Annotated in this window: 7 protein-coding genes and 1 pseudogene; 4 read left to right on the top strand and 4 right to left on the bottom strand. The window is 66.7% G+C overall.

Annotated elements, in window-relative coordinates; all coding sequences use genetic code 11:
- Nucleotides 1-376 precede the first annotated feature (376 nt).
- From mrdA to ASE35_RS08825, 4 genes and pseudogenes are all read right to left on the bottom strand, one after another.
- Nucleotides 377-2,209, bottom strand: a pseudogene (gene mrdA / locus ASE35_RS08840) (penicillin-binding protein 2); the annotation flags it as partial.
- A gap of 39 nt (nt 2,210-2,248) precedes the next feature.
- On the bottom strand, nt 2,249-2,734 hold the full coding sequence (gene mreD, locus ASE35_RS08835) for a rod shape-determining protein MreD (protein WP_056178279.1): 486 nt from the start codon (nt 2,732-2,734) through the stop codon (nt 2,249-2,251).
- Complete coding sequence (mreC, locus tag ASE35_RS08830; protein ID WP_235570033.1) at nt 2,731-3,783, bottom strand: rod shape-determining protein MreC; 1,053 nt, start codon at nt 3,781-3,783, stop codon at nt 2,731-2,733. Before mreC ends, mreD begins: the two co-directional genes overlap by 4 nt.
- Before the next feature lie 226 nt (nt 3,784-4,009).
- Nucleotides 4,010-5,056 carry a rod shape-determining protein gene (locus tag ASE35_RS08825; RefSeq protein ID WP_055908252.1) on the bottom strand — a complete coding sequence of 349 codons (1,047 nt, stop codon included), beginning with the start codon at nt 5,054-5,056 and terminating at the stop codon, nt 4,010-4,012.
- Nucleotides 5,057-5,381: 325 nt separating this feature from the next.
- On the opposite strand from ASE35_RS08825, the gene ASE35_RS08820 reads away from it, so the two are divergent.
- From ASE35_RS08820 to ASE35_RS08805, 4 genes are all read left to right on the top strand, one after another.
- Nucleotides 5,382-6,314, top strand: coding sequence for a carbohydrate kinase family protein (locus ASE35_RS08820; protein ID WP_056178275.1), 933 nt, complete (start codon nt 5,382-5,384; stop codon nt 6,312-6,314).
- Nucleotides 6,315-6,533: 219 nt separating this feature from the next.
- On the top strand, nt 6,534-8,735 hold the full coding sequence (locus tag ASE35_RS08815) for a hypothetical protein (RefSeq protein ID WP_162259043.1): 2,202 nt from the start codon (nt 6,534-6,536) through the stop codon (nt 8,733-8,735).
- A gap of 543 nt (nt 8,736-9,278) precedes the next feature.
- Nucleotides 9,279-11,189, top strand: coding sequence for a DUF11 domain-containing protein (locus tag ASE35_RS08810; RefSeq protein WP_057163611.1), 1,911 nt, complete (start codon nt 9,279-9,281; stop codon nt 11,187-11,189).
- Between the two features lie 541 nt (nt 11,190-11,730).
- Complete coding sequence (locus ASE35_RS08805; protein ID WP_057163610.1) at nt 11,731-13,575, top strand: DUF11 domain-containing protein; 1,845 nt, start codon at nt 11,731-11,733, stop codon at nt 13,573-13,575.
- Nucleotides 13,576-13,933: the final 358 nt, after the last annotated feature.

The following is a 13,933-nucleotide window of genomic DNA, read 5'->3' as shown; positions in this document are numbered from 1 at the left end:
TCGCGCCGTTGCGATTCGGTTGGGTCGCACCGTTCTGACGCGACGGCGGCGCGGCGCCATTGGCGGGCACGGCGGCGGCCTGCGCGGCACGCGGCGGCGAGCCCGCGGATGCCGCAGGCGCCGGCGTGAGGGCCGCCCTGCCCCGCTGCGCGCTCACCGTAGGCGCATTCGCATGCCCCTTGGCCGCTTCGGCGGCCAAGGCCTGCGGGCTCAACTCACCCACCGCGAACGCGGGCGATACCGGCGCCGGCGTATTGGCGACCACGCCCTCTTCCGCAGCGGCTGCGGCCAACACAGCCTGCGCGGCCTGCGCGGGGCTCACCGCGACCGGCGCGCTCAGCGGCGCAATCGCGTTGTGCTCGGCGGGCTCCGGTTCCGGCATCTTGCCCAGCAGCCAGGCGTCGAAAATCTTGCGCGCGATCGGGCCGGCCGAACTGGCGCCGTAGCCGCCGTGCTCCACCACCACCGCGACCGCGATGGTCGGGTTCTGCGCCGGCGCATAGCCCACGAACAGCGCCTGATGGCGCAGGTGGTAGGGCAGCGAATGCGGGTTCATGCTGACGTTGCCGCGCCGGCTGATCTTCTGCGCGGTGCCGGTCTTGCCCGCGCTCTGATACGGCGCGCCGCGCACCAGGCTGGCGCCGGTGCCGCCGGGCAGCATGGTCCCGACCATGCCTTCCTGGACCGCGCGCAAATGCGCGGGGTTGTCGGTGATGCGGCTGGGCGCCGGCTGTTCCACCGCCGTCCACGGCGATTCGTAACCGTCGCGGCGCTCGCGCACCAGGTGCAGACGGCGCAGGTCGCCGCCGTTGGCGATCGCCGCGGTGCCGCGTACCAGTTGCAAAGCAGTCGCGATCCAATAGCCCTGGCCGATGCCTGCGATCACGGTCTCGCCCGGGTACCAGCCTTCCTTGCTGCGCTTGGCCTTCCACGCCGCCGACGGCACCACGCCGCTGTTCTCGCCGGCCAGGTCGATGCCGGTCGGCCCGCCGAAACCGTACTTGCGCATGTACTGCTCGAAACGGGCGATGCCCATCTCGTAGGCGAGCTTGTAGTAGTAGTAGTTCACCGACTGCGAGATCGACTTGCGCAGATCGGTCCAGCCGGCGCCGCCGTGAGCGTCGCGGTAACCGCGCTTCTGGCCCGGGATGTGGAACTCGCCGGTCGAGAACACCTTGTCGTCGGCGGTGCGCAGGCCGCTGTCCAGGCCGGCCAGGCCGATCAGGGGCTTCACCGTCGAGCCCGGCGGACCGCCGCCGAGCACGTTGCGGTTGAACATCGGCCGCGAGGGGTTGTCCATCAGCGCGCGGTAGTCGGCGCTGGAGATGCCGTTGACGAACAAATTGGTGTCGTAGCCCGGCAGGCTGACCATGGCCAGGACTTCGCCGGTGCGCGGATCCACCGCCACCGCCGAACCGTCGAAATCGCCGAACGCGGCCACCATCGCGCGCTGCAGGTCCAGGTCGATGCTCAGGCGCAGGTCCGCGCCCGGTTGCGCCGGCACGTGCCCGACCTGGCCCATCGGGCGGCCGTCGACGTTGGTCTCGATCTTTTCGTAGCCGACCTTGCCGCGCAGCGCCTCCTCGTAATAGCGCTCCAGGCCGGTCTTGCCGACGTGGGTGAGAGCGGCGTTGCCCTCAGCCATCGTTTCCAGGTCCTTGGTGTCGATGCGGCCGACGTAGCCGATCACATGCGACAGCACCTCGCCGTAGGGATAGCGCCGGTTGAGGTAGGACACCAGCTCCACGCCGGGGTAGCGCCAGCGGTCGACCGAGAAGCGCGCCGCCTCCTCGTCGCTCACGCGCAGCTTGAGCGTGATCGGCTTGAAGCCGCGGGTAGCCTTGCGCTCGTTCTCGAAGCGCTGGATGTCATCCGGCGACAGCGCGATCAGCTTGGCCAGCGACGGCATCCAGGTCTCGGTCTTGCCGGCCTCGCTGGGCGTCACGTCGATGCGGAACGCCGGCACGTTGTCGGCCAGGATCCGGCCCTTGCGGTCGTAGATCAGCCCGCGCCCCGGCACCACCGGCCGCAGCTTGATGCGGTTGGCATCGGAACGGGTGACGTAGTCGGCGTGCTGCAGCACCTGCAGGCGGTAGTACCAGAAGCCCAGGCCGATCACGCCCAGCAGCACGAACGCGAACGCGACCGCAGCGCGGCGGCGGAACTGGTCCGCCTCGGCCGCGGCGTTCTTCAAGGTCCGCTTCTTCAGCGGGTGCGGGCCGAACCAGCGGCGGCGCGGGCCCACGGCTCAGCGCCTCCGCCAGGTGCCCAGGCGCAGCGCGTCGAGCAGCAGGAAGATCAGCGGCCACAACAGCAGGCCCGACAGCGGCGCCAGCCAGAACGTGGCCGGCAGGGTCGGTTCGCCCAGGGCGACATGGATCGCGGCGGTCACGATGCGGTCGTTGAGCATCAGCCCGCCCACCCACAAGGCCTGCTGCCACAGCGGGAAGAAGCGCAGGCGCGCGCGGAAGCGCTGCAGGATGAAGGTCATCACCACCAGGCGCAGCGCCTGCTCGCCGAACAGGCCGCCATAGACCAGATCGCCGAGCAGGCCGATCGCGAAGGCGAAGCCCAGGCCGGCGCGGTCGGGATCCTCGATCACCCAGTAGGCCAGCACCAGCGCCAGCCAGTACGGGCGCAGCGGCTGCAGCGCCAGCGGCAAGGGCAGCAACCCCAGCAGCAGCGCGACGATCAGGCTGACCGGCAGCACCCAGTGTTGGCGGGTGCGGGTCATCGGCGCGGCTCGCTGGGCGGGGTGGAGGCAGGCGTGCGATTCGCGGGCGCGGTGGTAGCCGGTGCGCGATTCGGGCCGGCGGGCGCCGACGATGCCGGCGCGGTCGTGGCGGGCGCGGCGGTAGCGGGCGGGCTCCCAACCGGCGCGGCATTGGCCGGCGCCGAAGCGCCAGCGCCCGTCGTCGTGCCTGCAGCGGTCGTACCCGTCGCCGCGGGCGCAGTATCCGGCGCGGCCGCGCTGTCGAATTCCTCCGCGTTCACCGGCGGCGGCATCGACAGCAGCACCAGCACTTCGCGGCCGCGGTCCAGCTTGGCCGCCGGCTTGACGTCGCCGATCAGGAAGGCGCGGCTGTCGTCGGGGCGCAGCGCGGCGATGGTGCCGACCGGGAAGCCCGGCGGGAAACGCCCGCCCAGGCCCGAGGTCACCAGTTGGTCGCCGACCTTGACGTCGCTGGACAGCGGCACGCTGGCCAGGCGCAGGATGTCGCTGCGGCCGTCGCCGTACACCACCAGGCGCACGCCGTTGCGCGCCACCGCCACCGGCACCGCATGCGAGGGGTCGGTGATCAGCAGCACGTTGGCGTGCATGGGATTGACGCCGATGATCTGGCCGAGCAAACCGCCGGCGTCGATCACGCTCTGGCCGGTGCGCACGCGGTCGCGGCTGCCGGCGTCCAGCACCAGGCGCTGGCGGGTGGGGTCCAGGTCGATGTCGAGGATCGGCGCCAGCACCACGTCCAGGTTGCCGCGCTCGGCCGCTTCCAGCAGGCCGCGCAGGCGGGTGTTGTCGGCCACCAGGGTCTGCAGCCGCGCCATGCGCGCCTGGTTCACCAGCAGCTCGTTGCGCAGGCGGCGGTTGTCTTCGGTGAGTTGGCTCAGGGTGCCGGCATCGTCGTGGATGCGTTCGGCCACGCGCCCGGGCCAGCCGGCCACGGCCCACAGCGGCGCCACCATCACCCCGGCCTGGCGGCGCGCCTGGGTCAACCAGCCGCCGCGGTGGTCCAGCACGATCAGCACCACGGCCAGCGCCAGATAGGCGAGCAGGCGCAAGGTCCCTGCGACATCACCAATGCGGGCGGTGGTGGGAGGACCGGCGTAAGAGGGCATTGAGGCCGGGAATCGGGAATAGGGAATAGGGGATCGGAAAAGCGCGACGGAGCGATCTGGCGCCGTCGCCATCGTCCAAAGGGCTACTCAACCATCGAGCCGTCGATCGAGAACCGAGCCGACGGGAGCCGCTGTGCGATTCCCGAGTCCCGATTCCCGATTCCCGGCCTTACTCGGGAGCGAAGAACTCGTTGCCGTGCATGTCGACCAGCTCCAGCGCGCGGCCGCCGCCACGGGCGACGCAGGTCAGCGGATCGTCGGCCACCTGCACGTGCAGGCCGGTTTCCTCGCTGATCAGGCGGTCCAGGTCGCGCAGCAGGGCGCCGCCGCCGGTGAGCACGATGCCGCGCTCGGCGACGTCGGCGCACAGTTCCGGCGGGGTCTGCTCCAGCGCCAGCTTGATCGCCGAGACGATCCCGGCCAGCGGCTCGCGCAGCGCTTCCAGCACTTCGTTGGAATTGATCAGGATCATCTTCGGCACGCCCTCGGCGAGGTTACGGCCGGAGACTTCGATCGTGGCCGCCTTCTGCTGCGGGTAGGCGCAACCGATCTCGAGCTTGATGCGCTCGGCGGTGGCTTCGCCGATCAGGGTGCCGTAGGTGCGGCGCACGTAATTGATGATGGACTCGTCGAAACGGTCGCCGCCGATCCGCACCGAGGCCGAATAGACGATGCCGTTGAGCGCGATCACCGCGACTTCGGTGGTGCCGCCGCCGACGTCGACCACCATTGAGCCGCGCGCCTCGGTCACCGGCATGCCGGCGCCGATCGCCGCGGCCATCGGTTCCTCGATCAGGTAGACCTCGCGCGCACCGGCCTCTTCGGCCGATTCCTTGATCGCGCGGCGCTCGACCTGGGTCGAGCCGCAGGGCACGCACACCAGCACGCGCGGGCTCGGACGCAGGAAGCGCGACTTGTGCACCTTGCGGATGAAGTGCTTGAGCATCTCTTCGGTGTAGGTGAAGTCGGCGATCACGCCGTCCTTCATCGGACGGATCGTGGTGATGTGGCCCGGGGTACGGCCCAGCATCTGCTTGGCCTCGCCGCCGACCGCCGCCACCGTACGGTTGCCGCCGATCAGACGGTCCTGGCGCACCGCGACCACCGAAGGCTCGTTCAGGACTATCCCTTGTCCACGCACATAAATGAGGGTGTTGGCCGTGCCCAGGTCGATGGACAGGTCATTGGAGAACATGCCGCGAAACTTCTTGAACATCGGGGGATAGGCCGTCAAAAGGGAGGCAAGAAGAGGTTCGCTAGCCTAACGCCCGCCCCCCCTGCGAGCAAGGAAAAACAACGCTTTCCGACGCTTTTCGCCGTTAAGGGTCATCTACCGGGGCGGTCCCGGTGCGGGGTCGGTCCGAGCCTGAATAGGGGTCCCTCGCCGGGACCGGGCCGAATCCTGATTGCCGTCACAAACTGGCCGGACGGCCCCGCAGCGGCTACCCTACGCCGCCGGGCGGCAAAGGGCCGCCGTTTTTATGGCCGCTCCGCGCCCACCGGCGCTGCACCGAGCGGCTCTCAACATTGGGGTTTCAGCGATGTCTGCACTGATCTGCGGTTCTCTGGCTTACGACACCATCATGGTGTTTCCCGACCAGTTCAAGAACCACATCCTGCCGGACAAGGTCCACATCTTGAATGTGTCCTTCCTGGTTCCGCGCATGCGTCGCGAGTTCGGCGGCTGCGCCGGCAACATCGCCTACAACCTCAAGCTGCTCGGCGGCGATCCGATTCCGATGGCCACCGTCGGCCAGGATTTCGGCCCGTACCGCGAGTGGTTCGAAGAGCAGAACATCCGCCTCGACCAGGTCAAGGTGATCGACGAGTTGTTCACGCCGCAGGCCTTCATCACCACCGACCACGACAACAACCAGATCACCGCTTTCCATCCGGGCGCGATGATGCGTTCGTACGAGAACCACGTGCGCGACGTCGCCGGCGTCAGCTTCGGCATCGTCAGCCCCGACGGCCGCGAAGGCATGCTGCAGAACGCGACCGAGTTCGCCGAGGCCAACATCCCCTTCATCTTCGATCCGGGCCAGGCCATGCCGCTGTTCAACGGCGAAGAGCTGCGCCACTTCATCGAACAGGCCGACTACGTCACCGTCAACGATTACGAATCCAACCTGCTGCAGGAACGCACCGGCTGGAGCGAGAAGCAGATCGTCGAACGCGTGAAAGCCTACATCACCACGCGCGGCCCGCACGGCTCGCTGATCCACACCGCCGAGAAGACCTACGACATCCCGCCGGCGCACGAGCGCCGCGTGACCGATCCCACCGGCTGCGGCGACGCCTTCCGCGCCGGCCTGATCTTCGGCATCGAGAAGGGTTACGACTGGCTGACCATCGGCCGCATGGGCAACCTGATGGGCGCGCTCAAGGTCGAGCACCCGGGCACCCAGAACCAGCGTTTCGACTACGACGAATTCGCCGAGCAGTTCCGCCAGCAGTTCGGCTACGCGCTGTAACACCGCGCGACATCGCGCGCACGACGCGCGCACCAAGGCCCGCATCGCCTCCGCAACAGCGGGGAGCGCTGCGGGCCTTTTCGTTTGTGCACGCGCAAAGCCGCATCGGCACGCAGCTAGCGCCCGATACGAGCCGTAGAGCACGACGCCCGCACAAATCAGCGCGGACGCTGTCCTGTCTCCGCATCGAAATTCGATTTCCAAACCGATGCGCGGCACATGCCCATAGCGGTGCGCTGCATCCAAAGTCGTATTGCGATCCGCTACTGCGGATGCGCACTTACCAACCCGGCAGGGACCGCCATCACTTCTAGAGCAGCAGGTCGCGGGGGCGGGATGAGTTCCACTTACAACGGGCGCGTTACGCAAGCGCCGTGGTGGCGCGCAGCGCGCGGCAATGCTTTCGTCCAATGGCGACTGCGGCAATGCCGGCGGCGGACATGGTCCAGCCTGCTCGCCGTGCTGCTGCTCGGCAGCGCGGCCGCGCTTCCGGTATCGGCGCAGCAACGCGTGATCCTCAACCGCAACTTCATCCAGTTGAAGAACGGCGTCGATGGAGCGTTCGAGAGGGATTACACCACCAGCACCGCCACCTTCTCGCAGAACTTCTGCACGTCCACGAATTCATGCCTGAAGTACTTCAACGACGCACGCTGCGTGACCCCGCCCGACCCGCAACCCTCCTTGGGCTCGCAGCTGTGCGTGATCGCCTGGGAAACCACGGGCGGCCTGGTCACCCAAACCACCCCACCGGACGTGGTCGTACCGCCCGTGGGAAATGTCGGCCCGGCCGCGGGCGTAACCAACGGCAATATTTCGCACCCCATCCAGTTGGGCATCACCAACGGCTTGGCCAACCTCGAAGGTGCGCTGGTTCCCACGGGCAGCGCCGAACTCAACGCGCACGTGCCGGGCCGCATCTACCAAAACATCTGCCTGGCACCCGGCGAATCGATTCCGTTCACCTTCGAGCTGGCCGATCCGACTTCGACCGATGCCAATCTGGGCCCCAACACGGCCAGCCAGGCACGTATCGGCATCTGGCCCGCCAACAGCGGCTTTCCCGCCACGCCGATCAGCCAGTTCACCTCCCTGCCGACCAACACGGCAGGACCGCCCGCGCTTGCGACCTTCATCGCCGTCGGCGTGGGCCAAAGCCTGCCGGGGCCGACCACGGGCGGCATCTACCAGATCGGCCTGGAATCGGTGCTGCCTGCCACCAGCGCGTTCGGCAACTACATCCGCAACGTCAACATCACCCTGCAGCCCCTGGTCGACCTGGGCGGCGGCAGCGACCCCGCCTCCGATTCGCGCACCACCGAACCCGCGACCGGCGCCGCCACGGCACCCAAGCTATCGTTCCGCATCAACGGCCGCGTCCCGGCGCCTGGCATCACCATACCGATCAACCTGGCCACCGGCTCCACTGCCACGCCCGATACCGACTTCAACCTCAGCGCGCCGACCGGCCCGAACGGCGCGCCAACGTTGAGCCACACCGCGGGCAGCAACACCTGGTCGCTGCTCGTGCCCGCCGGCGACTATGCCGGCGGTCTGCATGGCCAGGCCACGGTCGACGTGACGGTGAACATCTTGGCCGATGGCGTCGCAGGCGAGGGCGCCGAGCAGTTCGGCCTGATCATCAACGGCGGCGGAGGCACCAGCGGCTGGCTCAGTGCGGACCCACTCTGCGACAACACGCGGCGGGAATCGTCGCGGACCTTCTTCATCGATCAGGCACCTCAGGTGGTGCTGAACAAAAGCACCCCGGCCACGACCGGCGGCCCGTTTACCTTCACCCTGACCAACACCACGCAGACCACCGGCACGGCCACCACCACCAGCACCGCCACGCCTACCCAGGTCGACGGCAACACCGCGCTCGCCGGCACCCAGGCCTACACCGTAGCGACGCCCGGCAATCCCGTGACCATCAACGAAAGCGCCCTCCCGGCCGGTTGGACCCTGGGCACGGTCGAATGCCGCAACGCCGCCAACACCGTCGTCGGCAGTCTGGCCACCAGCACCTACACCATTCCGGGCAGCGAAACCGCGCTCAACGCCACCCTCACCTGCAACTTCAGCAACAAGCGCAACGCCAACCTGTCCATCACCAAGACCAATACGCCGGGCGTCAACGGCGAGGTGGATCAGGCCAACGACGCCGTCGTTGCGGGCACGGCTACGGCCTATACCCTGCGCGTCACTAACAGCGGCCCCGGCTCGGTGACCGGCGCGGTGATCACGGACGCGCCAGGAGTCGGCATCGCCTGCCCTAGCGGCAACGCGGTGACGATCACCGGCAACGGCGCACCGGTGGGAACCTTCACGATCGCCGACCTGACCGGGACCGGCATCACCCTAGACACCCTGGCTAGCGGGCAAACCGCGGTGCTGAGCTTCAGCTGCAACGTGCAATAGGCGACTGCATACGATGCCCGAACCGGAGGGAGATCGTCCGCATCGCTGGTAGGGCGCAGTGACTACCGCGCCATCGCCAGGATTGGGAGCTGCGCAACGGCATGGCTCTCGTTCGCTCATCGCACCCTACGACGCACGAGTACAAGGCTCGTATAGCTACGGAATTCATGCAGAGCGCTTTGAGGCTCTTGTTGCTGGCGCGCGCCCAGCGATACGGACACTTAAAGCATGATCTAAAGGCATGGAATCTATGCGAAACCGATCCGCATTAGTGACTAAGCCGTGTCGTAATGTGTCCTATTCCACTGCGGTTGCGCGAGCTACTCTGTGAAGCTTGCATGCGCGTTAGAAGCACAGACCCTCGGAGCGCGCCGCGCTTCGGACCAGCCCGGAACGGCTGGCTGAAAGGAATACCTTCTGCCTCCATGGTCTGGTCACGTTGGGCCGACGAATCGCGCGGCGATCCGTGAGCGCCGAATCGGGCAGGCAGACAAGGCAGGGCAAACGCGCGTTCGGCGAGTTGAGTGGCCATCAGGGGGCATCATGTTCGGCAATGGTTTCTGGAATCTCGTGTTCAAAGGGCCTTACGCGATGGCCGCCGGCGCGCGCGAACGCGGAACGGCTCGCTCGCCGAGTGACATCCACGCGCAAGCTGCGACCGGCCGTATCGCCGACGACTGCCTGGATCGGCCTGTGCGCGATACATCGCGGCGCTGCGCCGTTCGCAAACATGTCTGGTTGCTCTGCCTGTGCTCGGCCGGCCTGCTACTGTCCGGCCAAACCAGCGCGCAAACCTGCAGTGCCTTGACGCCGGTAATCGCTCCCACCCTGCCCAGCGGCGTGGCGGCGCCCTGGAGCGAGACCATCGTGGCCGGAACGGGCTGGGGAAATGCCGGCGGCGGCGGCGTGACCCACACCGAGAATTTCGGCGGCAACGCCGGCAGCCTGAATGTGTTCAATTCCATGCAGCAAACGGTGGCCGGCGGCGTGACCGGTGGCAGCGATATCGTTTTTTCGGTGTCCTGGGCCAACGCCAGCGGCTCCAACGGGGTCAATGGAAATCAGGCCCGATTGGAAGTGCGCTACAACAACGTGGTCTATGCGACCTTCAACACATCGACGTATCGAGCGGCGGGCCCCCTCGCCCCGCCTGCGCCGTTCGCGAGCAACGGCGCCGTGCTGACCCTCGTTTCCGGCGACTGGAACGTTTCGGGCTTGCCCAGCATGAAGGTCTACCGGATCACCCTTCCCGCAGGCGTTGCGTCCGGCGCGGTATTGCAATTCCGCACCAGCCGCACGCAAAACGGCACCTCCGACGGCGCCACCGACGACTTCACCGTTCGCCTGGCCAATATCGAGACGCCCACGGTATGCCTGGTCAAGCAGACCAACCGCCAGGAGAGCGCCAAAGGATTCGTCTACACCACGGTAAATCTCGACGCCGACCTGATAACCGCAGGTATACAGGGCAATCCAACCGTCGTTACCTTGGCAGCCAATACGCCATCGACTTTCGACTCATGGGCCGACAATGGAACGGTCACGGCTTCGCTCGGTATACAACCGATGGTGGTGGCCAATCGGTTCCTGGACACCGGAATCACCGAAAGCGCATTCGGCGTGTACAGGGTCACCGCCATCAATTGCACCGGCTGGGCTATTGCGCCGACATATGACGTGGCAACGGGTGCCGTGCTCCTGCCGGCCAACAGCGTCATACCAGCCAGCCCGGTGACCTGCACCTACACCAACAGCCGGCCGCGCGTTCGACTGCAAAAGCAATTGCCGAACGGACGTATTGCCGCCGCCGACCAATTCTCGCTCAGCATCGCGGGAACGGAGACCGCGATCGCGGCGACCAGAACGGCCAACACCACAGGCAGCGGCAGCACGGCCAACGGCACCGCCGATTTCGCCAATGCCGATACGGCTGCCAACTACACCTTGTCCGAAACCATGGCGGCGGGCAGCGCCAGCGCGATCGGCGCCTACACCACCAGTTACAGCTGCACCAATGCCACCGCCGGCACTGCCACCGTTATGCCCAGCGGCAGTGGCAGCAGTTTCAGCCTGTTGGACCTGGCCGCGCTGGACGACATCACCTGCGTCTTCAGCAACCAGACCAGCTCTGCCGATCTGAGCATCACCAAGACCAACACGCCGGGCGTGAATGGTGAAGTGGATCAGGCTACCGACACGGTCGCTGCGGGCGGGACGACCGGCTATACCCTGCGTGTTACCAATAGCGGCCCTACGTCTATCACCGGCGCGGTGGTCCGGGATACGCCCGGAACCGGCATCACTTGCCCCGGCGGCAACGCGGTCACGATTACCGGCGACGGCGTGCCCTTGGGCACCTTCACCATCGCCAATCTGACCGGTGCCGGCATTACCCTCGGCACGCTCACGACCGGGCAAACCGCAGTGCTGAGCTTCAGCTGTAACGTGCAATAGGCTATCGCTACGGACAAGACTGAGGGGGCGCAGGCGACTGCGCCCTCTGCGTTTGCGGCCACCATCCAGAGGGGGCCCTTGGCGCCGTTTCTCTGAAACTCGTCAGTAGCTGGCCGGTCGCGGCACCGCCTATGGCTCGTCGCCCGTGTCGCTCAGGGGCAGCGGTGATCACCGCGCGCTCGCGAGGTCAGAAGCTGCCCATGGCGCATCCCACCTGTCGATGATGAGGCCGCGCTCCGAGCCCGCGCCAGATGGCGACCTCGGCATGTCCTGTCTCCCTACCGTTGCACGAATTTCGCAGTGGAGCCGCTAACCCCGCGATCTCGAACAGCCGCTGCACGACGGATGCCGGTCCGGTTCGCGTCTCCGTTCAAGCGCCCGCACCAACAATCCCTTCAAGAATCCCTTACGGAGCCGCATGGATACGAATCGCGTCGCGCGTGAAACACGTACATCGCCCCGGCACGTACGCGCAATCGCCATCCGCAGTCGATCGCCGCAGCGGTCACGTAGACGGGCATCCCTCTGGGCGCTCCCGCTGATGGCGGTCTGCATCCTGCTGGCGGCGCCCACGCACGCGCAAACCCTCGTCTATGAAGAAACGTTCGACAGCGGCAATGGGGCGATGGCGACGCCGCGGCTGGTCAATACCTATGTCGGGCCCGCGCCCAACAGTGTCGCCTACACGGCCGACCTTTCTTGGCTGACCGCTTGCAACGGCTGGGTGGCTGGATGGAATTCGCCCGTGGCGGCGGCAGTGCCGATCAGCGCGCCGCATTGCCAAAACCAGACCAACTGGAACTATGGCATGTCCATAGCGCAGGCGCTGGGCATGTACCGGGGGCAGACCGCAGCGGTCGCCCGCAACAATTTGGCGGTAACCGCCTATACGGCCGCTAATCCAATCAACGGCAGCGTGATCCTGCGCAATACGGTGGGGATTCCATTCCCGGCTATTCCGGCCGGCGGCAGCGGTCGTTTTGCCACGCTGCGCCTAACCGGTGCAGCCGTCAATTGCTTCGCCAACGCCCCGATCATGCAATTCCAGTATGTCAACGGCCTCAGCGAAACCGCGCTAGGCGCCTTCAACCTGTGCACCGACGGACAAAATCCGCAGACGATCATCACCGAAGCGCGGGGTGTGGCGCCGGCTCAATCCGCTCGTGTGGCGGACTATCTCCCCAATGGGGCCGGCGCCAACATATTGATCACCGGCACCACCATGACCTTCAGTGTCCGCAACTTGCAGCCGTCAGGCGCGGGCAACGACTGGGCGTTCGACAATTTCACCGTTCTCGATGTCAGCCCGACATTGAGCAAGTCGGTGCCCGGTGTTCGCTATGTCGGCGCGGCGATGCCGCTGACCTTCACCATCACCAATACCGCCGGTGACAATCAGGCCAAGATCGGCTGGGGCTTTACCGACAGCCTGCCTGCGGGTGTGGTCGTTGCGCCGACGCCCGGCGTAACGAATACCTGCGCCGGAACAGTGACTGCCACCGCGGGCGCGGGGACGATCTCAATCGCCAATGGCACGCTTGCTGCAGGAACAGTGGGCGGCACCGCCACCACTTGTACGCTCACCGTCAATGTGGTCAGCAACACAGTGGGCGTCTACAACAATGTGGTCAACAATGGCGATTCCACGGCGGACAACATCTCCAGCTCGACCGGCCTCAACCTGGCGCTGCAGACCGTTGCGATGGAATGGGTGGTCAACCGGCTGACGATTACCAAAATTTCTGTTGGCAACACCGCCAGTTTCGATTTCAGCGGCAACAACGGCATCGCCAACCACTCGATCACGACGACGGCCGCAGGCGCGCCAGGGACGGCGGGGGCGCAGCAGACGCTGACCGTCGCCAGCACGACGGCGAACACCACGATTACCGAAACCCTGCCGGCCGGGTGGGCGCTGACCGGCGCCGACTGCACCGGGCTGGCGGCTGGGCAGAGTGCTTCGTCGGCGGGTGCCGTTGTCACTATTCCCTTTGCCGGTCTGGCGCTGCAATCCGGCGGCCGCACTGTGCAATGCACGATCACCAATACCCAGCTGCAGGCCGACCTGAGCATCACCAAGACCAACACGCCGGGCGTGAATGGAGAAGTCGATCAATCGGCCGATACGCTGGCCTCGGGCGCCAGCACCACCTATACGCTGCGAGTCACCAACAACGGGCCCACCACCATCACCGGTGCGGTGGTCCGCGACACACCCGGTGCGGGCATTGCCTGCCCGGCCGGCAATGCGGTGACGATCACCGGCGCTGGCACGCCGGCAGGTGGGCCGTTCACCATCGCCAATCTGACCGGGGCGGGCATCACGCTGACTGCGTTGGCAAGCGGCCAGACCGCCATCCTCAGCTTCGCTTGCAACGTGCAGTAGGCGACCGATCGAGACCAGGCCCGCATCGCCGCCGGAATTTCCGGTGGGCGTTGCGGGCCGTTTCGTTTGTGGCGTGCGCGGAGCGATACAGGCCTGTGGACCAAGACTGACGGGCATCTATTTCTCAACGATTACGCAAGCTACCTTTGAAGCCTGCGTGCGCGCCGCTCGGATCGGTCGAGACCACGCTCGACGCGCTTCGGACCCGCCAGAATCTGCGGCCAGAGGTCTCCCGGCCTCCTGCGCCATCGCGCGAACGAATTGCGGAGCGATCCGCGAGCGAGGAAACGGACATCACCGTCCCGAGAGTCCGGAGCAGCACAACGGTGCGGTTCGCGTTCGCTCGCCACTCCCCACG

It is taken from the genome of Lysobacter sp. Root916, from assembly GCF_001429785.1.
Lineage (GTDB): Bacteria > Pseudomonadota > Gammaproteobacteria > Xanthomonadales > Xanthomonadaceae > Lysobacter.
The sequence above is the reverse complement of the archived record's forward strand: the minus strand, read 5'-3'. Positions and strand labels throughout refer to the sequence as shown.

Excerpts from the sequence above, each read along its gene's own strand:
- mreD (WP_056178279.1), bottom strand. The coding sequence starts at position 2,734 with ATGACCCGCACCCGCCAACACTGGGTGCTGCCGGTCAGCCTGATCGTC.
- ASE35_RS08825 (WP_055908252.1), bottom strand. The coding sequence starts at position 5,056 with ATGTTCAAGAAGTTTCGCGGCATGTTCTCCAATGACCTGTCCATCGAC.
- ASE35_RS08820 (WP_056178275.1), top strand. The coding sequence starts at position 5,382 with ATGTCTGCACTGATCTGCGGTTCTCTGGCTTACGACACCATCATGGTG.
- ASE35_RS08815 (WP_162259043.1), top strand. The coding sequence starts at position 6,534 with ATGCCCATAGCGGTGCGCTGCATCCAAAGTCGTATTGCGATCCGCTAC.
- ASE35_RS08810 (WP_057163611.1), top strand. The coding sequence starts at position 9,279 with ATGTTCGGCAATGGTTTCTGGAATCTCGTGTTCAAAGGGCCTTACGCG.
- ASE35_RS08805 (WP_057163610.1), top strand. The coding sequence starts at position 11,731 with ATGGCGGTCTGCATCCTGCTGGCGGCGCCCACGCACGCGCAAACCCTC.